The 21,848-nt window shown below is 51.3% G+C and carries 16 protein-coding genes and 1 other annotated feature; of the genes, 13 read left to right on the plus strand and 3 right to left on the minus strand.

The window, feature by feature from the left end; translation table 11 throughout:
• The first annotated feature begins 114 nt into the window (after positions 1 to 114).
• The 8 genes from aroA to R70331_RS32420 all read left to right on the plus strand — a co-directional run bounded on the left by aroA (position 115) and on the right by R70331_RS32420 (position 11,262).
• Positions 115 to 1,407 carry a 3-phosphoshikimate 1-carboxyvinyltransferase gene (gene aroA / locus R70331_RS12400; RefSeq protein ID WP_042175826.1) on the plus strand — a complete coding sequence of 431 codons (1,293 nt, stop codon included), beginning with the start codon at positions 115 to 117 and terminating at the stop codon, positions 1,405 to 1,407.
• A gap of 256 nt (positions 1,408 to 1,663) precedes the next feature.
• Entirely contained in the window at positions 1,664 to 2,098 is a 435-nt protein-coding gene (locus R70331_RS12405; protein WP_042175834.1) for a CoA-binding protein, read from the plus strand.
• Between the two features lie 124 nt (positions 2,099 to 2,222).
• Positions 2,223 to 2,891 carry a PDDEXK family nuclease gene (locus tag R70331_RS12410; RefSeq protein ID WP_042175836.1) on the plus strand — a complete coding sequence of 223 codons (669 nt, stop codon included), beginning with the start codon at positions 2,223 to 2,225 and terminating at the stop codon, positions 2,889 to 2,891.
• Positions 2,892 to 3,109: 218 nt separating this feature from the next.
• Complete coding sequence (locus R70331_RS12415) at positions 3,110 to 3,316, plus strand: hypothetical protein (RefSeq protein WP_156131120.1); 207 nt, start codon at positions 3,110 to 3,112, stop codon at positions 3,314 to 3,316.
• A 73-nt stretch (positions 3,317 to 3,389) separates the two neighbouring features.
• Entirely contained in the window at positions 3,390 to 5,273 is a 1,884-nt protein-coding gene (locus tag R70331_RS12420; RefSeq protein WP_042175841.1) for a glucose PTS transporter subunit IIA, read from the plus strand.
• Positions 5,270 to 7,039, plus strand: coding sequence for a phosphoenolpyruvate--protein phosphotransferase (gene ptsP, locus R70331_RS12425; protein WP_042175843.1), 1,770 nt, complete (start codon positions 5,270 to 5,272; stop codon positions 7,037 to 7,039). Before R70331_RS12420 ends, ptsP begins: the two co-directional genes overlap by 4 nt.
• 131 nt (positions 7,040 to 7,170) lie before the next feature.
• Positions 7,171 to 9,141 carry an RNA polymerase sigma factor gene (locus R70331_RS31065; RefSeq protein WP_081947595.1) on the plus strand — a complete coding sequence of 657 codons (1,971 nt, stop codon included), beginning with the start codon at positions 7,171 to 7,173 and terminating at the stop codon, positions 9,139 to 9,141.
• 192 nt (positions 9,142 to 9,333) lie between these two features.
• A complete protein-coding gene (locus tag R70331_RS32420; protein WP_081947596.1) occupies positions 9,334 to 11,262 on the plus strand; it encodes a sigma-70 family RNA polymerase sigma factor in 1,929 nt (642 codons plus the stop codon).
• An 87-nt stretch (positions 11,263 to 11,349) separates the two neighbouring features.
• Here the strand turns inward: R70331_RS32420 and R70331_RS12440 are convergent, their stop codons facing one another.
• Positions 11,350 to 11,874, minus strand: coding sequence for a type 1 glutamine amidotransferase domain-containing protein (locus tag R70331_RS12440; RefSeq protein ID WP_042175846.1), 525 nt, complete (start codon positions 11,872 to 11,874; stop codon positions 11,350 to 11,352).
• Positions 11,875 to 12,081: 207 nt separating this feature from the next.
• Between R70331_RS12440 and R70331_RS12445 the strand changes: the two genes are divergently transcribed.
• The 3 genes from R70331_RS12445 to R70331_RS12455 all read left to right on the plus strand — a co-directional run bounded on the left by R70331_RS12445 (position 12,082) and on the right by R70331_RS12455 (position 14,593).
• Positions 12,082 to 12,534, plus strand: a complete 453-nt coding sequence (locus R70331_RS12445) for a hypothetical protein (RefSeq protein ID WP_042175848.1) — start codon at positions 12,082 to 12,084, stop codon at positions 12,532 to 12,534.
• A 277-nt stretch (positions 12,535 to 12,811) separates the two neighbouring features.
• Positions 12,812 to 13,822: a catabolite control protein A gene (ccpA, locus tag R70331_RS12450; RefSeq protein WP_042175851.1), complete on the plus strand. Its 1,011-nt coding sequence runs from the start codon at positions 12,812 to 12,814 to the stop codon at positions 13,820 to 13,822.
• Between the two features lie 75 nt (positions 13,823 to 13,897).
• Positions 13,898 to 14,593 carry a 5'-methylthioadenosine/adenosylhomocysteine nucleosidase gene (locus R70331_RS12455; protein WP_197071426.1) on the plus strand — a complete coding sequence of 232 codons (696 nt, stop codon included), beginning with the start codon at positions 13,898 to 13,900 and terminating at the stop codon, positions 14,591 to 14,593.
• A 16-nt stretch (positions 14,594 to 14,609) separates the two neighbouring features.
• On the opposite strand, the gene R70331_RS12460 is transcribed toward R70331_RS12455, so the two are convergent.
• Entirely contained in the window at positions 14,610 to 15,242 is a 633-nt protein-coding gene (locus R70331_RS12460; protein WP_042175856.1) for a GNAT family N-acetyltransferase, read from the minus strand.
• A gap of 160 nt (positions 15,243 to 15,402) precedes the next feature.
• Between R70331_RS12460 and acsA the strand changes: the two genes are divergently transcribed.
• A complete protein-coding gene (gene acsA, locus R70331_RS12465; protein WP_042175858.1) occupies positions 15,403 to 17,127 on the plus strand; it encodes an acetate--CoA ligase in 1,725 nt (574 codons plus the stop codon).
• Between the two features lie 81 nt (positions 17,128 to 17,208).
• Here acsA and R70331_RS12470 read toward each other — a convergent pair whose 3' ends face one another.
• Positions 17,209 to 20,112 (minus strand): transglycosylase domain-containing protein, encoded by a 2,904-nt coding sequence (locus R70331_RS12470; protein WP_081947597.1) that lies wholly within the window; start codon positions 20,110 to 20,112, stop codon positions 17,209 to 17,211.
• Between the two features lie 137 nt (positions 20,113 to 20,249).
• Positions 20,250 to 20,506: a binding site (T-box leader), on the plus strand.
• A 60-nt stretch (positions 20,507 to 20,566) separates the two neighbouring features.
• On the opposite strand from R70331_RS12470, the gene tyrS reads away from it, so the two are divergent.
• Positions 20,567 to 21,820: a tyrosine--tRNA ligase gene (tyrS, locus tag R70331_RS12475; RefSeq protein ID WP_042175861.1), complete on the plus strand. Its 1,254-nt coding sequence runs from the start codon at positions 20,567 to 20,569 to the stop codon at positions 21,818 to 21,820.
• Positions 21,821 to 21,848: the final 28 nt, after the last annotated feature.

The following is a 21,848-nucleotide window of genomic DNA, read 5'->3' on the forward strand; positions in this document are numbered from 1 at the left end:
AGTAAGTAAGACCCCTTTCAACTGCAGAATAATGTTATGATACCTAGCTTTGGACAGGCATGTCAAACAGTGCACTGCCTATACACATTACATAATATAAGGAGCGTATAAATAATGGACGTTATCGTTAGGCCGACACCTACCCTGCAAGGAGAATTTGGAGCGTTGTCCTCCAAAAATTACACGACCCGCTATCTGCTGGTTGCGGCGCTGTCTGAAGGTGTGAGCACAATCTATCATCCGGCCCACAGTGAAGACAGTGATGCCATCCGCAGATGTATCGCCGATCTTGGCGCTGTCCTGACGGAGGATGACGAGAAGATCGTAGTGCAGGGCTTCGGCCGGAATCCGCGTGATGTGAAGGAGCTGAATGTCGGCAATGCGGGGGCGGTGCTGCGGTTCCTTATGGCTGTGGCTGCGCTGAGCCCTGAAGTGACTTTTGTGAATACCTATCCCGATTCGCTCGGTAAGCGTCCGCATGACGATCTGATTACAGCGCTCGGGCAGCTGGGTGTGGAAGTTGAGCATAATAACGGAAGACTGCCGATTACGATCCGCGGCGGCAAGCCGGCCGGCGGACGGATTACGGTCTCCGGTGCTGTAAGCTCACAGTTTCTAAGCGCACTGCTGTTCCTGACACCGCTGCTGGAGGAAGACAGTGAGATTATCGTGCTGGACGACCTGAAATCCAAGGTTGTGGTCGGCCAGACTCTTGAGGTGCTTGAGCAGGCGGGAATCGTTGTCCACGCTGCAGATGATTATATGTCATTCCAGGTGCCGGGCCGCCAGGCTTACGCTGCCAAGTCCTATACAGTGCAGGGTGACTATCCGGGTTCTGCGGCTGTGCTTGCGGCAGCGGCTGTAACGAAGTCAGATGTGAAGATTCACCGTCTGGCTGAGAGAAGCAAGCAGGGGGAACGTGCTATTGTGGATGTGCTGCGGATGATGGAAGTTCCGCTGACCCATGAGAACGGTACGGTGCATGTGCAGGGCAACGGCGTACTCAAGGCTGTGGAATTTGACGGTGATGCAGCTACAGATGCTGTACTGGCAATGGTGGCGGCAGCTGTCTTCGCAGAAGGAACTTCGCGCTTCTATAATGTAGAGAATCTGCGTTATAAGGAATGCGACCGGATCACAGATTATTTGGCTGAGCTGACGCGTGCAGGAGCCAAGGTAGAGGAACGGCGTGACGAGATTATCGTACATGGAATGCCGGAAGGGGTTGAAGGCGGCGTTACGATCAACGCGCATTATGACCACCGGGTTATTATGGCACTGACCGTTGTCGGACTGCGCGCCTGCCAGCCGCTGCTGATTAAGGACGCCCATCATGTTGCCAAATCGTACCCGCAGTACTTTGATCACCTGCGTGAGCTTGGCGCTGATGTAGAGTGGGTAAAATAGGGTAGAGAACATATAATAACACTCTGCCGTGCGGGCGGCACCGTCTTGAGTTATCCTCTGACGGTCTCTGTGTAGACTGCCCTTACTGAGGCTCCGGCTCCTTAGATGACCGGTTCAAAGCGTGTTCTGCTGATGAATACTTCCCCCTGCTGTGTCTTATAACGCAGCAGGCTGCGGTTTCGTTGTGATACTCTTGTGACATTCTTAGTAATATGAATGAATTTTGACAACAATCATTGACAGGAGGGACATTGCGATGAGTTTTGAGAACCCTAGCCGTGAACAGATTGGAGATATCCTCGCATCAGCAGGTAATATTGCTGTTGTGGGCCTGTCCGACAAATCGGACCGCACCTCATACATGGTGGCTTATGCCATGCAGAGCCGGGGATACCGGATCATACCGGTGAATCCTATGGTAGACGGCGACATTCTCGGAGAGAAGTGCTATCACACACTGGCTGAAATTCCGGAGCCGGTTGATATTGTCAACGTGTTCCGGCGTAGTGAATACTGTGCTGAGGTGGCACAGGAGGCTGCTGACATCGGTGCCAAGGTGCTGTGGCTGCAGCAGGGTATTATCAGCCAGGAAGCGGCAGATATTGCTGCTGAGCATGGCATGACCGCAATCATGGACCGCTGCATCAAGGTTGAGGAGGCCATTACGATGCACGGGCGCAGCCGGGGCTAGTAATCAGGCTGGAAATAAACGAAGTGCATTGCTATACTGGCTTTAGACGAAGAACGTCCATTACCCGTTAGGTTACATCCGGGCTGTGGGCGTTCTTTTTTTATTTTTCCGGAGGGGGCTATTTATGGATTTCGAAGAAGCACATGGATTGTGGATTGGCCGTCATTCGGCTGAGCGGAGCGGTGAGCGCAGAGGCAGGCTTTTACGGGGGCATAACTTTGCGGAGAAGCTGTTCGTGCAGAATGTATGGTGGCCGCTGTTTGGATCGCTGGGGCATTTGCATCCCGAGTACGAGGTGTACGACTGGAACCGTAAATCACAGTTTCTGGATTTTGCCTTTTTGCCGGAGAGCGGCCCGCAGATTGGGATTGAATGCGACGGGTTTCAGACACATATTAAGGACATGGACCGGGAGAAATTCAGCTACGCGCTGAACCGGGACAATTTTCTCACCGGCATGGGCTGGCGGATGCTGCATTTTTCGTTTGATGATATCCAGCAGCGTCCTGAAGTGTGCAGAATGCTGCTGCAGCTGGCGCTGGCTCCATATTTGACAAGAACAGCCAGTGCTGCCGACCTGCTGTCCGCAGAAAAAGAGGTGCTGCGTTTAGCCTGGCGTCTTGGCAGGCCGGTGCGTCCGAAGGATGTTGTGAACCATTTTAAGGTTAATTTCCGTACGGCGCAGAAGCTGCTGATCTCTTTGAGCGATAAGGGCCTATTAAAGCCAGTGTGTTCCAAAGAACGGGTGCGGTACTACGAGGTGAAGAGTCTACAGCCCGGCCAATTGTGGTAATATAGTCGCCGGTGAGTGCCGAATGTCACTAAATGCAGAGGCCCCGTCGAATAACTGTATTCCGTACAATTAAAGTAGCCATTTTGGCGCATTTTTTAAGAATAACTGCATTCTGTGCAACTAAAATCTGCGAAATTGCTGATTAAGCCAAAAAACGTGAGGAATAGTTGCACAAAGTGCAGTTAAAATTAATTTTTGGGCTGAAGTAGTATTTTTAGATGTACAAAGTACACTTATTCAGGCTGGTGGCTGGTGGCTGGTGGCTGGTGGCTGGTGGCTGGTGGCTGGTGGCTGGTGGCTGGTGGCTGGTGGCTGGTGGCTGGTGGCTGGTGGCTGGTGGCTGGTGGCTGGTGGCTGGTGGCTGGTGGCTGGTGGCTGGTGGCCAGAATAAACTTCCCATCCTCCTGCCGTACGTGGTATTCTAGGAGTTGCGTATTCTTTTGACAAAAAATGCTGGAGCACTTACCATTTAGGATAGAATGAAAGGAGAGGGTCACCTTGAATTGGCTCGGATCACTGCAGCAGTTGGGCAGAGCCATTATGCTTCCTACCATGGTGTTGCCGGCTGCAGCTATTCTGCTGAGTCTGGGCAGCTTGCCGTGGTCTGCATGGGGACTTTCTTCGGTATCTGAAGTGACTACATACGCGGGGCAGGGAATATTTTATTTCATGCCTTATTTGTTTGCTGTCGGAGTAGCCTGGGGGCTGTCCAATCAGGCCGGACCGGCCGGACTTGCAGCATTAGCGGGAATGTTCACCTATGACCGGATTGTTTCCAATATGGGCGACGGAACGGTTCAGCCTGCCACACTCATCGGGATTATTCTCGGAATTGTCGCCGGTGTGGCACATAATAAATTTAAAAATATCAAGCTGCCGGAGGCGATCCAGTTTTTTGGCGGGTCGCGTTTCGTGCTTCTGTTCATGGGACTGTTCTCGGCCTTGTTTGCCTGGGTGATGCTCGGCGTTTCGCCGCTGCTTCAGAATGTGCTGGATCACCTGTTCCGGGATATCCAATCTGCCGGAGGCTACGGTGTCTTCGTGTACGGGGTGCTGTACAGGGTGCTTACCGCCTTCGGGCTCCATCATATCCTGAACAATGTATTCTGGTTCCAGCTTGGCAGCTTTACCTCTCCTGACGGCAGTGCGGTTGTACAGGGGGATTTGCCGCGGTTTTTTGCCGGAGACCCTACTGCCGGTATCTTTATGGCCGGATTGTTTCCGATTATGATGTTTGCCCTGCCGGCGATTGCACTGGCAATTATCCAGGAGGCGCGCGAGGACCTGAAGCCAAAGATCAAGAAGACCTTTTTGCGGGCTGCGCTGGTCTGCTTTTTGACAGGGGTGTCGGAGCAGATTGAGTTTGCCTTTCTGTTCGCGTCCCCGTATCTGTTTGCGGTGCATGTGGTAATGTCAGGTCTGGCAATGGTGATAACCTATTTGCTGGGCATCCATCACGGGTTCTCGTATTCGGCGGGAGCGATTGATTTTTTCCTGAATATGCATCTTTCACAGCGTGCCTGGCTGCTGATTCCGATCGGCATCGGCTATGCTGTGGTTTATTATAATCTGTTCCGCTGGGCAATCCGCCGTTTCCAGATTCCGACACCGGGCCGTGAGGAAGGCTCGGAGCTCGGCGACTGGGCGGGGAATATCCCTTATCAGGCTCCGCTGATTCTGGAGGCGCTGGGCGGCAAAGAAAACATTGTCCAGGTTCAGGCCTGCATCACAAGGCTAAGATTAACGGTGCATAACGACCGATATATAGATACAGCAGCACTTAAGGGCCTTGGCTCTGCGGGTATCATTAAGCTTGGCGGGGGCAATGTGCAGGTTGTATTCGGTACATACTCTGAGCTGATCCGCGAGGAAATTGACAAGCTGATGCTGCGCGATCTGCCGCAGGTGCTGTTCTGTGCCCCGATTCAGGGCAAAATGATGCCGATTGAGGAAGTGCCGGATCATATATTTGCCGCGAAGCTGGTTGGCGACGGAGTTGCTTTTTTTCCGGAAAAAGGAGAGCTGGTCTCGCCCGTCTTCGGCAAGGTCATGCACGTGTACCCTACAATGCATGCTGTAGGCATTTCTACGCCTGAAGGGCTGGAGGTGCTGATGCACATCGGGATTGATACCTCTCAGCTTAAGGGACCGTTTGAGGCCCTTGTACAGGAAGGTGACAGTGTGGAGCCGGGGCAGCTGCTGGTCCGGTTTGATCTGGCTTACCTGCAGGAGCATGCCGCGTCACTTGCAACACCAATGGTTATCACCAATCCTGACCGTGTCAAATCCTGGAGCTATGCTCCATTCAAAAATGTTAAAAAGGGGCAATCCTCAGTAATGTCCGTGGTATTACATGAAAGTGTTGGAGGGGTGGAAGCATGATTCAAGGCATAGGCGCTGCAGCAGGTGTAGCTATCGGGAAGGCCTTTGTCCTGCCGAGCTGGGAATGGAGCCTGCCGGATACGCAAGTGAATCCTGTAGATCTGGCTCAGGAGTTTGAGCGGTTATATGAAGGAATCCGCACCTCTAAAGATGAGATTGAATTCATTAAAAAAGAGTTCCGTGAGGTCGTAGGGCCTGAAGAGTCCAGCATCTTTGACGCACATCTGGCAATCCTTGATGATCCGGTGTTCATGAGTGAGATCCGCGGTATTATTGAACGCCAATATAAGGCGGCTGAGGTTGCCGTAAAAGAAGCCATAGATCATTTTGTAGCGATGTTCGATCTGCTGGACGATGAATATATGAAGGAACGGGCCGTTGATATCAAGGATGTCGGCAACCGGCTGCTTAAGCATCTGCTGGGCGCGCCGGAGGTCACGCTGCCGTCCGATACTCAGCCATATATTCTGGTGGCAAAAGAGCTGTCTCCATCCCAGCTGGCTCACCTCAACCCGGTCTACGTACTGGGGATTGTCACCATGATGGGCGGCAAGACCTCGCATTCCTCAATCATGGCCCGGGCGCTCGGCATACCGCTGGTGGCCGGACTTGAGAATAAAATTACCAATCCGATACAGACCGGAGACATGCTGGCAATGGACGGGGATACCGGAATTGTCCAGCTTCATCCGGATGAGGCGGCGATTCAGTTATATGCCTCAAGACGTGAAAAGCAGCAGCGCAAAAAAGAGCAGCTTGAGCTGCTCGCTACGGTGGAGGCAGTTACCAAGGATGGGGTGAATCTGCATCTGGCCGGCAATATCAGCTCGGTCAAGGAGCTGGATATGGCCCTGAAATACGGTGCAGAGGGTGTAGGGTTATTCCGTACAGAGTTTCTGTATATGGACCGGCATTCTTTCCCGACAGAAGATGAGCAGTTTGAAGTATACAAGCTGGTCGCCGAGAAGGTGGGCGGCAGCACTGTAGTTATCCGTACGCTGGATATCGGAGGAGATAAGCACCTCGACTACTTCCAGCTTCCGGAAGAGCAGAACCCGTTCCTGGGCTACCGTGCAATCCGCATCAGTCTGGACCGAAAGGATCTGTTCAAAACCCAGCTGAGTGCCATTCTGCGGGCCAGCCATTACGGTAATGTCAAAATAATGTTCCCGATGATCTCTTCCGTAGAAGAGGTTCAGGCGGCCAACGCTGTATTAAATGAAGTGAAGCAGGAGCTGGATGAGCGGGGCATCCCTTATAACCGCAGCATTCCGGTCGGCATCATGATTGAAGTTCCCGCCGCTGTAATGATTGCTGACCTGCTGGCTGAGGAGGTTGACTTCTTCAGCATCGGCACCAATGATCTGGTCCAGTATGTGCTGGCAGTAGACCGGATGAATGAGCAGATTGCCCATATGTACCATCCGTATCATCCTGCGGTGCTGCGCATGATCCGGATGACCGTACAGGCGGCCCGCAGTGCAGGCATCGATGTCAGCGTCTGCGGCGAGCTGGCGGCGGATGAACGCTCCCTGCCGCTTTGGCTGGAGCTTGGCATCAGCAACCTCAGCATGTCACCGCAGGCGCTGCTGCGGGTGAAGCACCGCACGCTTAATACCCTGGCTTCCGATGCCAGGGAGACAGCAAAGGCCTGCTTCCGCTACAAGACAAGCCTGGAGACAGAAGAGGTGCTTGGCGCCTTTGCCGGATTAAGCAGTGCGGCGAAGACAGTGCCGACTGAGCAGCTCCCGTATTCTGCAAAATGATGTGCCAAAAGGTCCGGCTGCTGCCGGGCCTTTTCAAATGGAATGAGAAAAAAAGTAAAACCTTTTGACGTTCAGCGAAGTAATTATAGAGTAAGACGTTTTTTTAAGAGGACAGGGGTGGGAATAGACAAGTGGCAGAGAAGAGTAGGGATGGAGCGAAAGCGGAAGAGGACGAGAAAGAGCAATTGTATAAGCTGGTATCCCGGGAGAAGCATAAGCTGTACGGGATTGCCTTCAGCTATTTTCGTAATGAAGCTAGTGCCTTGGAGGTGCTGCAGGAAACGGCCTGCCGGGCTTGGATGAAGCGTGATAGCCTGAAGGATACCGGAGAATTCCCGTCCTGGCTGATACGGACCCTGATGGATTGCTGCAATGACGAGCTGAAGAAAGGGAGGGCTGGACTGCAGCCGGACTATTCCGAAGACAGGATGACAGTGATGAAAAGCGGCTTCAGACTGGACCTGGAGCAGGCGCTGGACAGTGTGAAGGACAACTGCCGCCAGGTGCTTGTGCTTAAATATTATCAGGAGCTTAGCTTTTCAGAGATTGCCGAAGTACTGGATAAACCGGAGAGTACCATTAAAGCCTGGCTGGACAACGGCCTGAAGCAGCTCGGGGATAAAATGCGGAGGAAGGCGGAGCCGCATAATAACATGGCAGAGACTGAAGATAAGCTGCTGAGAGGTTATTTTCAGAAGATGGCCGGGATAACGGCGGATGTGCCTGAATTAAAGCTGGATACGGCTATACATAACGGAATCGCAGAGGGCAGGCACCGCAGTCCTGTACGACGCAAAAGAAACAATAGAGTGATTGTTGCGGTATTAGCTGTTGTCCTGTTAGCAAGTCTGGCTTGGATCTACGGGCAGTTAATACGGGAACCCGAAGCGCTGCCTCCCCAAAGCTGGGGTGAGCTTGAGGATTACCGTGAGGCCATTGGTGACAATATGACGGTTACCTCTGCGCTGGATGCCGGATATGTGCAGCATGTCAATATTGTGTCTCCGGAAGTGGGAGGATTTCAATTTACTATCGATGGTGTCATCGCCGACAGACGGGGAGTAATCCTTCTATATAGGGTAGAGAATAGTACAAATCAGCAATATTTAAATATGAAATTCAATTTTAAAGCAGATGAACATTCGTCAGCCAATTTGACTGCAGAGGGCACATATTTTTATAGCGGTTATCATAATTACAAACCTGGCATGTATACTGGAATTGTCCGTGATGTAATGATCATTCCCTGGAATAATCTGCAGACTGCGTTGCCGGATCGTGTGTTTGCCACACTGACGCTGCTGCCGATGGATGATGATCAATATATATTTCAGGATGCTAACGGTGAAGTCATCATGCATAAGCTGGGTGCGGTTATAGACTTAGACGAAACAGCAGAATATTCAGCGGGGGATGAGGTTGTTTTAGAGGAGGGCTTTAATATTGCCGGCTACACCTATAATATAAAGGACCTCTATCTCGGACCTACTGGGATCTACATGAATCCCGGGTATGAAGGAAAGGATCTGGACGTATACGGTGAGTATGGCTTCGGCATAGTCATGGGTACCGGGAAACATGAGAAAGAGCTGTCCAAAGCCGGGGAGTTTTCATCGGACAGTAAAAGCTATTACCTTTTTCATAATGATAGTATACGCCCAAAAGACCCGGTCAGGATGGATATCGGAGGCTTGTATGCAATTGACAAAGCGAGGCTTAATCTGATCATTAACAGCGATACCCGGGAAATCATACAAGCTCCTGACGAACGTCTGACCTTATCAGATCAGATGGTCAATGCGGAGCCTGATGAACTGATATTGGATATGACAATGCAAGTGCCGGAGGAAGAGGAGTATGCCAATATTAGGGGCTTTTCTCTGGATTCCACTTTCATGGATGGTGAAGGAACTTGGCATTGGCTGGTTAACCCGGAGGCTCAGAACGCTACACTCGACTGGAATCAAAGAACTGAAGGCACGAACGCAATTACTACAGTCCGATTCAGACTTGGTACAGAGAAGCTGCCGCAGCCGCTGACCTTTAAGCTATCTGCGTATCCGGGTATGATCATCGGGGATGACCGTATTAGAATCAGATAGTTCATATTGTCTAACACAGCATTAAAGATTAAAGGGTCTGGCGGGTACGCCGGCCTTTTTGCATTACCTGCCCACTTATGAGTTGACGTGAAAATAACTAAAACCGTTTCCGGGCTCCGGTAGTCAGTATAGATAGAAGTACAAAAAGATGCTTTTAGTAATGGAGCATGAAGGAGGGAGACCAGTCAGAGAATGGAAAGTTTAATGGAAGTTGAACGGGTCCAGCTGGCTAAAGAGGAAGCACAGACCTTTATCAGTCTCGTATCAGCACAGAGGAAAATACTTTACGGTATTGCCTACAGCTATTTCAGGAGTGAGCCGGATGCGCTGGAAATGCTGCAGGAAGCTACATACAGGGCCTGGAGCAAGCGTACAAGCCTGAAGGACCCGCAACGGTTCGCTCCTTGGATAACACGCATTTTGATTAACTGCTGTAACGATGAAATGAAGCGGAGGAAGCGTCTTATTTCCGTAAAGACTGCAGGTGTCCCCAGCGGTGAGGTGATGGTAATGACTAGTGACCGTAAGCTGGATATGGAGCAGGCACTCGACAGCGTTAAGCTGAAATACCGCCAGGTGATTGTGCTTAAATATTACCGTGATATGACGCTGGCAGAAATTGCGGAAGTACTGGGCAAGCCGGAGGGGACAGTCAAGACCTGGCTCAACAAAGGCCTTAAACAGCTCCGGAACAAGATGAAAGGGGGTCGGCACATGGCTGGCAATGAGGATAAGCTGTTAAAAGAGTATTTTGCCGAAATCACGGGACAGGCGGGTGAGGTATCGGATATTAAATTGAATACAGCAATCCGCAGCGGAGTTTCCAGACCGGTCCGTTACCGTTTCCCGGCAGGCAGGCAGTATTTGCTGGGGGTAGCGGTTGTGGCAGCTGCCTTGCTGCTGTTTGCATTCCCCTGGATTGGCAATCAGATAGAGCCGCATAATGCCCGCGGGCCATCTGCAGCATCTCAGGCAAATGCTTTATTTATACCCTATTTGGAAAAAGCCAACAATACAGTAGCTTCGGCCATTGAAGCGGGGCTGGTACAGCCTGTCAGCGGTGTTACGGCGGAGCAGAACGGTTTTGAACTCACAGTAGACGCAATTGCCGCAGACCGCAAAGGGATTATTCTATTGTTTTCACTTCACAATAATACCGGCCAGAAAGCACAGATAAATGTGCTGCAGCTTGCAGGGAAAGGCTATTCTCCGGTGAACTATCCGTATGGCATATCTTTAAACACCGGGGAAGTACCAACAGGTACGACGTATAGTTATGAAATATTGCAATGGGCCGGAGGCTTTGGCTCGCTCCCGGACAATATCACGTTTGAGCTTAATATTGGTGAGCTTGAACGGCATCCTTCAGCTCCAGTCGTCGTAGATAAGCCGTTGGCAAAACTGTCCGTTCCCATCACGCTGGATAAGAAAAAGATGGCCCAAGCGGGTGAAATCATGAGTGAAAATAAAACCCTCACCGTAGATGGACAAGAAATTCATATTGATGAAGTGTATGCTGCTGCCAGCGGTATCTATCTGCAGTATACCTACAGCCAGCAGAACAGCAAACAAATCTTTTCTATAATTAATCCGCGGTTTCATTTAGGCGGTAACGATGAGTATTCAAGCTTCAGCCCGGTTCGCACCTTGGTGGCTGAGGGCAAGGAAATTCTGGTGTTCGGCAATGACAGCCGGTCCGGGCAGCCGCTCAAAATGCAGCTAGACGGTATTCTGGCGCTGGATAAGGATGCACTAAATGTGGTTATTGATACGGAAAAGCAGCAGGTCCTCAAAGCGCCTGACGATAATTTAACCGTGTCCATGTACGCAACAGATAGTGGAACAACAATGGTTATGGAGCATAATACGGAGCCGGGAAAGAAAAAATTTTATAACTCCTTAATACTAAAAAGTGAGTTTACCGATGCAAAAGGTCAGGTTCATTCGTTCCCGGGCCTGTATGCTATTCCGCCGACTCAGGCATCTAAGGACCTGAAATCCGTGCCTGTGAAGAATTACCTGGGAATAGGCAGCAATAAGTACGCCCAGCCGCTGACCTTTACTATATACAGCTATCCGGCTCCTATTAACCAGAAGATATCCCTTGATATCCGTCAGTAGCTGCTGTACAGAACGAGAACAAGCCCTTAACCTCAACAGCAGAAGATGAGGAAGGGCTTGTTTGTCCTTTGAAAATATACCTGCAGCCTATTCTCCGGCCAGCGCATCGCAGAATGCTTTGCCGTAAGGCGGAAGATCCGGCGGACGGCGGGCGGAGATAATATGTCCGTCTGTCACGACAGCCTCGTCCTTCCAGATGGCTCCGGCATTCTCCATATCATCGCGGATACCCGGTGTGGAGGTTACAGTAACGCCGTCGAGAATTTTGGCGGAGATGAGCACCCAGCCGGCATGGCAGATCTGGCCGATCGGCTTCTTGGCTGCGTTGAAGTCCTGAACAAGCTTCAGAACAGCGCTGTAACGGCGGATTTTATCAGGGGCCCAGCCGCCCGGAACAAGAATGCCGTCATAATCGGCAGCATTCAGGTCGTCCCAGGAATATTCGGCTGTAGCCGGCACGCCGTATTTGCCGGTGTAGGTTTTGCCTTTCTCCAGACCGGCGAGATGAACCTCGGCACCCTCTTCCCGGACACGGTATACCGGATACCATAACTCCAGATCCTCGAACTCCTCATCAACCAGCGCAATAACCTTTTTACCGGATAATCTCATTGTCAGCAGCTCCCTTCAGATCACAATATTCTATCCATTCTATCAAATTTAAAATATGAAGTCATCTTTGAGTAAGTAATAATTTGCTTTGTTGCCAAATAAAACATTTTATGCAAATGGGAAGGAGTTTAGGCGAATGAAGTCGAATATAGCATATTGAAAAGGCGGGTTCTGTGTTTTTCAATATTTCAGCCTGAGGTGTAGGAGATGTTAAAAGATAACCTATTCAAAAAGTCATGCGGCTGCGGCGGCGCCATGACCATACATATGCACACGCTGGTCTACAGCGCCAAGACCAAAATCACTCATGTTCCGGTATATACCTGCGGAGTCTGCTCCCGTTATGAACCGTTGCCGTCCATTAAGAAGGAACTGGGCAAGCTGATCGGTGAGCTGGAGCCTACGATGTCACGGCGGCGGCTGTCTTTTGCCGAACGTAATGAGTGGGCAAATGTGCTAAAGGAGGTTTTCAGCGCTGGCGTATTTCCCGGCGGGTTCACTGAACTGGAAGAAGACATAGGCAAGGCTGTCCAGGCCCGGATTGATGTGCTGCTTGATGTGTACAGGCTGGCTGTAGAGCTTGCTGATCTGCAATGGATGGAAGAAACAGGCTCCAGACTGTCGCAATTGGCAATTCAGTCGGCAGAAAACGCGAAATGAAAAGATTTTTCTGCAAAATCAATGAAAACTTTTCACGAATGTTGGATTTTTCACGGACTTTTTGTTACGATAGAAGCAGGTTCATTATTTGTGCAGGGATGAACGGGCTGAAATGCCGATTATAGACAAATATCATCATAATCTTCAGCGGCTTTTTTTTACCTTTGAAAGAAATTTGAAAGGAAAATGAAGCGTTATCATTGCACAATTGTACAAAGTATCGTATCATAATTTTAATTAGTCGAACGATAAAATTTATCGCAATGGAGAGAGTAATTTGACGGTAACCATTTACGATGTAGCTCGCGAAGCAGGCGTATCTATGGCTACGGTATCACGGGTTGTGAATAATAACCCTAACGTGAAGCCGCAGACCCGGAAGAAGGTATTTGAAGCAATTGAACGTTTGGGCTATCGTCCTAACGCCGTGGCGAGAGGTCTTGCCAGCAAGAAAACAACAACTGTCGGTGTAGTCATCCCCGATATCTCCAACTCGATTTTTGCAGAAATTGCCCGCGGGATTGAGGATATCGCGAACATGTATCATTACAACATTATTTTGTGTAATGCGGACAAACGCAAAGAAAAGGAAATCCGTGTAATTAACACGCTTCTGGAGAAGCAGGTCGACGGGCTGCTCTTCATGGGCGGAACGGTAACAGATGAGCATATCCAGGCTTTCCAGACCTCTGCGGTTCCGATTGTGCTCTGCGCAACACGCGATGAGAAGGGAACGTATCCTTCAGTTGATATCGACCATGAGACTGCGGCTTTTGATGCTGTGAATACGCTTATCCGCCACGGACACCGTGAGATAGCAATGATCAGCGGAACTCTGCAGGACCCTGCCAACGGCTACGCCCGGTTCCACGGCTACAAGAAAGCATTGGAAGCGGCAGGAATTGAGTACCAGGAGGATCTGGTACGAATCGGCAACTACCGTTACGAATCCGGTGTCGAAGCAATGAAGTATTTCCTCGGCCTTAAGAAGAAGCCGACAGCAATCTTTGCTGCAACGGATGAAATGGCGATTGGTGCTATCCACAGCATTCAGGATGAGGGTCTGAAGGTCCCTGATGATTTCTCAATCATCAGCGTAGACAACATCCGCATGGCTTCCATGGTTCGTCCTCTGCTGACAACTGTAGCTCAGCCGATGTACGATCTGGGTGCGGTGGCAATGAGACTTTTGACCAAGCTGATGAAGAAGGAGACCGTTGAGAACCCGCGGGTTATTTTACCGCATGAGACGATTCTCCGCCTGTCTGTTAATCACGTCAACAAATAAGTTTTTTTATAGTGGTATATGGAAAGCTCCTTCGGGAGCTTTTTATGTTGCCTGAGCATAATGGAGGGATACATAGTGAATGAGATTATCGGATTAATCGGTGCGATGGATGAGGAGATTGAGCTGCTGCTTAGCAGCATGGAGAACAAGCAGACCACGGTCAAGGCGGGAGTAAGCTACTATACCGGTGATATTTTCGGAAAAAGGGCGGTTCTCTGCAAGTCGGGTGTCGGCAAGGTGAATGCGGCAGTAACCACACAAATTCTAATCGGTCAGTTTGGAGTGTCGAAGGTACTGTTCACAGGGGTTGCGGGAGCGGTTCATCCCGGTCTGAATATCGGTGATATTGTAATCTCCCTGGAATGTATCCAGCATGATATGGATGCAACTGCACTGGGTTACTCAAGAGGTGTCATTCCTTATCAGGAGGTATCTGTCTTCAATGCGGACTCGGTGCTGGTGAAGCTTGCAGAAAAAGCATGTATCGAGCTAGAACAGCATTTTGTTACGGGAACTGTGCTTTCCGGAGATCAGTTCATTGCCAGCAGCAGCGTGGTAGAAAGCTTATATAAAGAGCTGAACGGCGCCTGCGCGGAGATGGAAGGGGCGGCTGTTGCCCAGGTGTGCTATATGAACGCTGTTCCGTTCGTCATTATCCGTTCAATGTCCGATAAGGCCGACGGGTCGGCCCATGTGAACTACCGTGAATTTACAGTAACGGCCTCCCGGCGCTCCCATGCCATTCTTGAATATATGCTGCAGGCGCTCTAGATTCATACCCTGAAGCCTAATACATAAAGCGCTGCCTGAACCGGACTCTGTCAAAGGTCTCCTGTGAAGACAAAGGGACTTCCCGTCCGATCCTGACCATCAGGCAGTTGGCCGGATGTGAGCAGATCTCCGGATCATCGGTGGCATACCAGACCATACCAGCCGGTTTCATTAGCCTCTCCATCATACTCCTGTATGCCCACACATCCAGTCCGCTGCCTTTTAGATCCCAGTGCCAGTAGTATTCAGTAGTGAACACAATGCAGTTCTCCAGCTGTCCTTCTTCAAAAGCGGCGGCAAGCATCTGCTTGCCGAGACCGCCTCCCCTATAGGCGTCAGCTACCTCTATCGCCCCGAGCTCAATCAGATCTGCCATATTCCCCTGAGACCAGAGCTCCATTTCATCCGGATAATGAAAAGTGATGTAACCGAGCAGCAGACTATTAGAGACCGCGGCAATAACTCTGCCTTCGGGCAATGCTGCGATTTCTATCAGCGCTTCCAGCTGTTCATGCGGTCTGCGGAAGGCATCGAGATCGGGATGAATCGCAAGATCCTGTAAGAACGCGGAAGTTACAGGGCCGCAGACGCTGATGTTAGTATTGTTATGTACAATCAGTTGTGAAACAGGGATTTTGCGGTGCTCCATGAATAGGCTCCTCCCCTTCAACTAAATTATGGAATGTAACCGTTTGCTGTGCTATACTGATTCCGACACAAAATATTCATAATTGTTACGTTGACAGTCATGGCGAACTTGAAATCCCGCCCTTAAAGCTTAAATCAATCCAGCAGGGGAGGCAAGAGTAATGGGGCAAGTCCACAATGAAATTTTGCCGGGCCGTGTGCAGCAGGCGAATATGAATGATTATTCCCTGGCTGTCGAACAATTCCGGTGGGAGGATGTAGAGCAGACCTTTTCCTGGCATCATACGGGAAAAGTCAATATGGCTCACGAGGCGGTAGACCGTCATGTAGCGGAAGGGCGGGGTGCTGTCACTGCTCTGATCTATAGTGATTCTTCCCGGGAGGAGCGGTATACCTTTGCCGGCTTGCAGGAGCAATCTGGCAAGTTCGGAAATATTCTGCGCAAATACGGCATCGGCAAAGGTGACCGGGTGTTTATCTTTATGCCGCGTTGCCCGGAACTGTATTTCAGTCTGGTCGGAATTCTAAAAGTTGGAGCGGTTGCGGGACCGCTGTTCGAGGCATTCATGGAAACTGCCGTCAAAGACCGGCTGGAGGACAGCGGGGCAGTTGCGCTTGTCACCACACCAGAGCTGCTGCAGCGTGTGCGCCGTGATGAACTGCCTGAGCTGAAGCATATTATCGTTGTAGGCCGGAACAGTGCGGCCGATAAGGGGGTAATCAGCTATGAGGAAGAGATGGCTGTGTCCTCAGCAGAGCTGGAGCCGGAATGGCTGACGCTGGAGGATGGCCTGATCATGCATTATACATCAGGGTCAACCGGGAAGCCCAAAGGTGTCTATCACTTGCAGAGGGCAATGATCCAGCATTATTACACGGGGAGAATCGTGCTCGATCTGCGTCCTGAGGATATCTATTGGTGTACTGCAGATCCAGGATGGGTTACAGGCACCTCATACGGCATATTCGCGCCTTGGCTGAACGGTGTTACCAACATAGTCCGGGGCGGGCGCTTCAGCCCCAGGGACTGGTATAGGACGATTGAGCGGTTTGCTGTCACAGTCTGGTACAGTGCACCTACGGCATTCCGTATGCTGATGGGAGCAGGTGAGAACAGCCTGCAGGGTGCCGATCTGGGCAGCCTCAGACATGTGCTGTCGGTTGGGGAACCGCTGAATCCGGAGGTGGTCCGCTGGGGGGATAAGGTGTACGGCCAGCGTATCCACGATACGTGGTGGATGACGGAGACCGGTGCCCAGCTTATCTGCAACTACCCGGGGATGGATATAAAACCGGGGTCCATGGGACGCCCGCTGCCCGGTATTGAGGCAGCCATTCTCGATGACAGGGGCAATGTGCTGCCGCCCTATTCCATGGGCAACCTGGCGATCCGTACACCCTGGCCGTCCATGATGGGGATGATCTGGAACAATAAAGCTAAATTTGATGAATATTTTCGCATTCCAGGCTGGTATATCTCGGGAGATTCCGCTTATGTGGATAATGAGGGATATTTCTGGTTTCAGGGCAGGATTGATGATGTGATTAACTCCTCCGGAGAGCGGATCGGCCCGTTTGAGGTTGAGAGCAAGCTTGTAGAGCATCCCGCGGTTGCAGAAGCAGGGGTTATTGGCAAACCAGATGTGCTGCGCGGAGAGATTATTAAGGCCTTTATTTCACTGAGAGAAGGGTATAGGGCTACACCTGAGCTAAAGGAGGAAATTGCTGCCTTTGTTAAAGCAGGGCTGTCTGCACATGCGGCGCCCCGTGAAATTGAGTTCAGGGAGAAGCTGCCCAAGACCCGCTCCGGCAAAATTATGCGCCGGGTGCTGAAGGCCTGGGAGCTGGAGCTTCCTGCCGGTGATTTATCCACGATTGAAGACTAATAGCCAGAGCCACGACCAATAGTCAGTAAAAACACCGGTACCCGTTATTGCGGGTTACCGGTGTTTTATGTGTTCTATAGATTACGGCGTGTTGCTGCTGCCGGCATTATTGGCACCGCCGGCCGGCACTTCTTCGCTGCCCGGCGGATGCACGATAATCATTCCCGGATCCTCTTCCGTCCCGCCAGGCAGAATTCCGCCCTCCGGCGTCGCTTCTGCTCCAGGCAGTTCTTCCGGCGTAGGGGTTGGCTCAGGTGTAGGGACCGTGCCGCCGGCAATACTGCCTGAAGCTGTCTCATGCCCGGCGACATCCACAGCGGTCACATAGAAGGTGGCGTTGACACTTTGCGGAGTACCCGGGGTAAAGACCGTGTTCTCCCCTGCAGAGATCACAGACTGCTTCTGGAATGCACCGCCGTTCAAGGAACGGTAGAGGCGGTAACCCACTACATCAGAAGAGCTGCTTGGAGCAAAGCTGATAACCGCTTTGCCTGTGCTGTACGACACGCTGAGGCTACCTGGCGCTGCCGGAGCATTTCCGTCGTCTACACGTGGATCTACCTCGGTCGGGAAGTCGGTTTTGGCATCAGCCGGCATATAGTAGGCCAGAGATTCATGCTCCTTCATCCCGTCGAATGCCGCCAGCAGCTCCTTGATAAGATCCTGAATCGGCTTCTCCCGCTTGACGACAATCTTTTCTTTGAGGAAGTCGTCCGGCGTGCCTTCCAGAGGCAGATAATTCACACCGCTGTAAGTAATATATTTGGCTTTGGAGATGCCGTCATCACTGTCGGTCGGCACATATTTAGCATTGAACAGATCAGTGGTGAACTTGTCAGTCAGCTTTGTCGGCAGCTTGCCGCTGTAGGCAGAGACAGTCTTCTTGACAATCCCTTCAGGCTGGGCAAACTCCTTGGTCACGAACAGCTCCGGCTGCCTTTCAATTACGGCATTCAAAACCTTTGTCCAGAGCGTCTGCGCCTGGCGTTTCTGGGTATCGCCCTGAAGCGTATTAATCTGCTCCTTGTAGCCGACCCACATGCCAAGCGTCACGTCCGGCGTATAGCCCATGAACCAGACGTCCCCGTAGTTCTGGGTAGAGCCTGTTTTACCGACGATCGGCACGTCCTTGAAGTGCTCGTAATTGTTTTTTACAGTGCTGGCTGTACCTTCTGTGATAACTGTACGCAGCATATCTGTCATCAGATAGGCGGTCTGCTCAGAGAATACCTGCTCCGGATTCACTTTATGCTGATAAATAATTTTACCTTGGAAATCCACGATCTTCTCGATCATATAGGCATCATTAAATGCACCGTTGTTGCCGATGGAAGCATAGGCATTGGTTAGTTCCTCGACGGACACACCATAACGCAAGCCGCCGATAACCCCGGTCTGTGCGCTGTAATCATTATCCTGTATTGTCGTGATTCCTAGCTTCTTGGTAAAAGCCCAGGATTCCTCGATGCCGACCTTATCGTTGAACAGCTTCAGTGCCGGCAGGTTAAGCGATTTGTTAAGCGCATAACGTGCAGTAACCAGTCCCTGATAGCGGTTATTGGCATTCTTGGGAATATGGAAGCCTTTGGAGCCGTCTTTCAGGATAATAGGCGCATCGTCCAGGATGCTGGCAGGCTGAATCAGTCCGCTGTCGAGCGCAGGCAGATAGGCGGCAATCGGCTTCATGGTAGACCCCGGCTGGCGTATCATCTGTGTAGCATAGTTCATCTGCTCGATATTGAAGTCGCGGCCTTCGATCATACCGAGAATTGCCCCGGTCTTGTTGTCGATCAGCATACCGGCCGTCTGCTCTTTGCCTCTTGATTCACTGTCCTTCGTGAAATTGTCACTGTTCTCTGAAACGCTGTGCATGGCGCTGTACACTTTTTTGTCAATTGTTGTGTAGACGCGGTAGCCGCCCGTCATCAGCTGCTGGCGTGCTTCCTCTAGCAGCACAGTATCGTTTCCGGAGACCGCGGTGCTCTCCGTGCCCTCGGTACCGTTCTTGCCCTCGTTGAGGGACAATAGGATAGCTGCAGCCTTGCGTTCCGTTTCCATCATCAGATAAGGGAAGGTAGCATAGGCTTTCTTCGTATACGGAGCCAGTGAGGCCTTGATGTCAAACTGCAGGGCTTCATTGTACTGTGTTGTAGTAATCTTGTTCTCTTCAAGCATCCGGCGCAGCACCAGCTTCTGGCGGTCCATGGCCCGGCCGAAGGCGGTTTCGTTAAACTCGCCGATACCACTAAAGGCGGAATACTTGGAGGGAAGCTGAGGGAGCCCGGCCAGATAAGCGGCTTGGGCGATATTAAGCTTATCAAGATCATCCAGCCCGAATATGCCTTTGGCTGCCGCCTTGATGCCAAATACATTGTAGCCGTTGGAGCCGTTACCAAACGGCACCTTGTTGAGATAGGCCGTTAGAATTTCGTTTTTGGACAAAAAACGCTCCAGCCGCAGCGACAGCAGAATTTCCTTGACCTTGCGGTCCTCTGTACGGTCCAGGCTTAGGAACACGCGTCTGGCCAGCTGCTGGGTCAGTGTACTGCCTCCTGTCTGGACAGACTCGTTAAGCAGCTTCTGCTTGACGGCACGCAGGGTACCGCTGAAATCTATTCCTACATGGTCGTAGAAACTATTGTCCTCAATGGCGAGGACGGCATCAATTACCAGCTGCGGGATATCATTAAATTCAATAAGCCGGCGGTCTTCTTCGGTGCGGAGCTGACCAATCGGCTGGCCGTCACGGAAATAAGCAAAGCCGGTGATGGCGTTCTGGCTGACTTGCTGCTGAATCAATTCTTCGGAGCGTACAGGATCTTCCTTCACTATGGAAGTGACGTAACCTGCCACTGCGCCGCCGGCAAACAGAAGGCCCAGGATGCCAAGTATGAACATCCACTTTACGACTGAACCGAACCTGCGGAGCCAGGATCTGCGCGGGGGACGCTGTTTTGCGGTCTTCTTCTTTTTCTCCTCAACCATCGACGATAATCCTCCTTTTAACGGAACTATTATAGCACAATTTGCCGGTTTTGAATGCGCTTCTGGCGGAAAGTCGGTTTACGGCACGGTTGACTTTCCAAAACCAGACGTGGTATAAAATAACTTAATTGGATATCAGAAAAGCATTGAAGGACATCAGTAGAAGGCAAGCCATGTGTTTCAGAGAGCCGGTGGGTGGTGCGAACCGGCAGCAGGCCCCTTTGAATTACAGTCCGGAGCTGGACGGAGGAACATCAGGTGTGTAAGCAGCGCCTGTCAGTAGTCCGGAACCGGGGCATCCCCGTTATAACAATGGAGCGAAGAATCTGCTGCCGTATACGCTGCAGAGATTCTTAATTAGGGTGGTACCGCGAGTCTTTTGCTCGTCCCTTGAGGGATGAGTGAAAGGCTCTTTTTGCGTTGTGCACAGAAGTATTTATAAGGAGGATACGGGATGGAATGGGGAGAATTGACCCCTGCGCAGCAGCAGGAGGTGGAGCGCCAGCTGGAAACGGCAGTACGGGGGGCGGCAGAAATCATACCAGTGGAAGAATTGAGAAGGAAGCTGATGAAGTCAGTGACGGCAGGAGTACCTTTGAATATCAAGCTGGGACTGGACCCGTCGGCGCCGGATATTCACATAGGGCATACGGTTGTACTGCACAAGCTGCGGCAGTTCCAGGAGTCTGGACATCAGGTGCAGCTGATTATCGGGGATTTTACGGGCCGGATCGGCGACCCGACAGGCAAATCGGAAACACGCAGACAGCTTAGTGAGGAGGATGTTCAGCGTAATGCCGCAACCTACAGTAAGCAGATTTTCAAGATTCTAGACCCTCTCAAAACAAAGCTTCTCTACAATTCAGACTGGCTCAGCCCGATGGATTTTGCGGAGGTAGTCAATCTGGCGGCGAAAGTCACGGTGGCGCGGATGATGGAGCGTGATGACTTCACCAAACGCTTTCAGAGCGGTCAGGCCATCAGTGTCCATGAGTTCTTCTACCCGCTGATGCAGGGTATGGATTCTGTTGCCAACGGAACGGATATCGAAATTGGCGGAACAGACCAGAATTTCAATATTCTGATGGGCCGTACACTGCAGAAAGAGTATGGTGCTGAGCCGCAGGCCGTTGTGCTGATGCCGCTGCTTGAAGGACTGGACGGAGTCAAGAAGATGAGTAAAAGCCTCGGTAATTACATAGGCATTGATGAAGCGCCAAACGATATATACGGAAAAACGATGTCCGTGCCTGATGAGCTGATGCTAAAATACTATGAAATGGCGACGGACCTCAGCAATGATGAGCTGGTTTCGCTCAGGCAGGCTGTGGATGCAGGGGCAGTCCACCCGCGGGATGTAAAAATGCGTCTTGCTCATACCCTGGTACGGCTGTACCACGGTGCAGAAGCCGCGGATGCCGCTCAGCTGCACTTTATAACAGTCTTTCAGCAGCGTGCCCTGCCGGAGGATATCGCAACCTGCAGAGTTGCTGCCGAAGAGCTGGAGGACGGAGGGCTCAAGCTGGTCAGACTGCTGGCAGTGGCGGGTTTTGCCGAATCGAATAGCGAGGCCCGGCGTCTGATCGTGCAGGGGGCTGTTAAGCTTAACGGGGTGAAGCAGACGGATACAGGCGGATCGGTACAGCTGCAGGAGGGTGATATAATCCAGGTTGGCAAAAGAAAGCTCGCCAGGCTGAGTCTTGGTTAGGGCAGCCCGCCTGCAAAATATATATACT

It is taken from the genome of Paenibacillus sp. FSL R7-0331 (assembly GCF_000758645.1).
Taxonomy (GTDB): domain Bacteria; phylum Bacillota; class Bacilli; order Paenibacillales; family Paenibacillaceae; genus Paenibacillus_AQ; species Paenibacillus_AQ camerounensis.

Bases quoted from the DNA above. Each gene is read 5' to 3' on its own strand.
- aroA (WP_042175826.1), top strand. From the start codon at position 115: ATGGACGTTATCGTTAGGCCGACACCTACCCTGCAAGGAGAATTTGGA.
- R70331_RS12405 (WP_042175834.1), top strand. From the start codon at position 1,664: ATGAGTTTTGAGAACCCTAGCCGTGAACAGATTGGAGATATCCTCGCA.
- R70331_RS12410 (WP_042175836.1), top strand. From the start codon at position 2,223: ATGGATTTCGAAGAAGCACATGGATTGTGGATTGGCCGTCATTCGGCT.
- R70331_RS12415 (WP_156131120.1), top strand. From the start codon at position 3,110: ATGTACAAAGTACACTTATTCAGGCTGGTGGCTGGTGGCTGGTGGCTG.
- ptsP (WP_042175843.1), top strand. From the start codon at position 5,270: ATGATTCAAGGCATAGGCGCTGCAGCAGGTGTAGCTATCGGGAAGGCC.
- R70331_RS32420 (WP_081947596.1), top strand. From the start codon at position 9,334: ATGGAAAGTTTAATGGAAGTTGAACGGGTCCAGCTGGCTAAAGAGGAA.
- R70331_RS12440 (WP_042175846.1), bottom strand. From the start codon at position 11,874: ATGAGATTATCCGGTAAAAAGGTTATTGCGCTGGTTGATGAGGAGTTC.
- R70331_RS12445 (WP_042175848.1), top strand. From the start codon at position 12,082: ATGTTAAAAGATAACCTATTCAAAAAGTCATGCGGCTGCGGCGGCGCC.
- R70331_RS12460 (WP_042175856.1), bottom strand. From the start codon at position 15,242: ATGGAGCACCGCAAAATCCCTGTTTCACAACTGATTGTACATAACAAT.
- acsA (WP_042175858.1), top strand. From the start codon at position 15,403: ATGGGGCAAGTCCACAATGAAATTTTGCCGGGCCGTGTGCAGCAGGCG.
- R70331_RS12470 (WP_081947597.1), bottom strand. From the start codon at position 20,112: ATGGTTGAGGAGAAAAAGAAGAAGACCGCAAAACAGCGTCCCCCGCGC.
- tyrS (WP_042175861.1), top strand. From the start codon at position 20,567: ATGGAATGGGGAGAATTGACCCCTGCGCAGCAGCAGGAGGTGGAGCGC.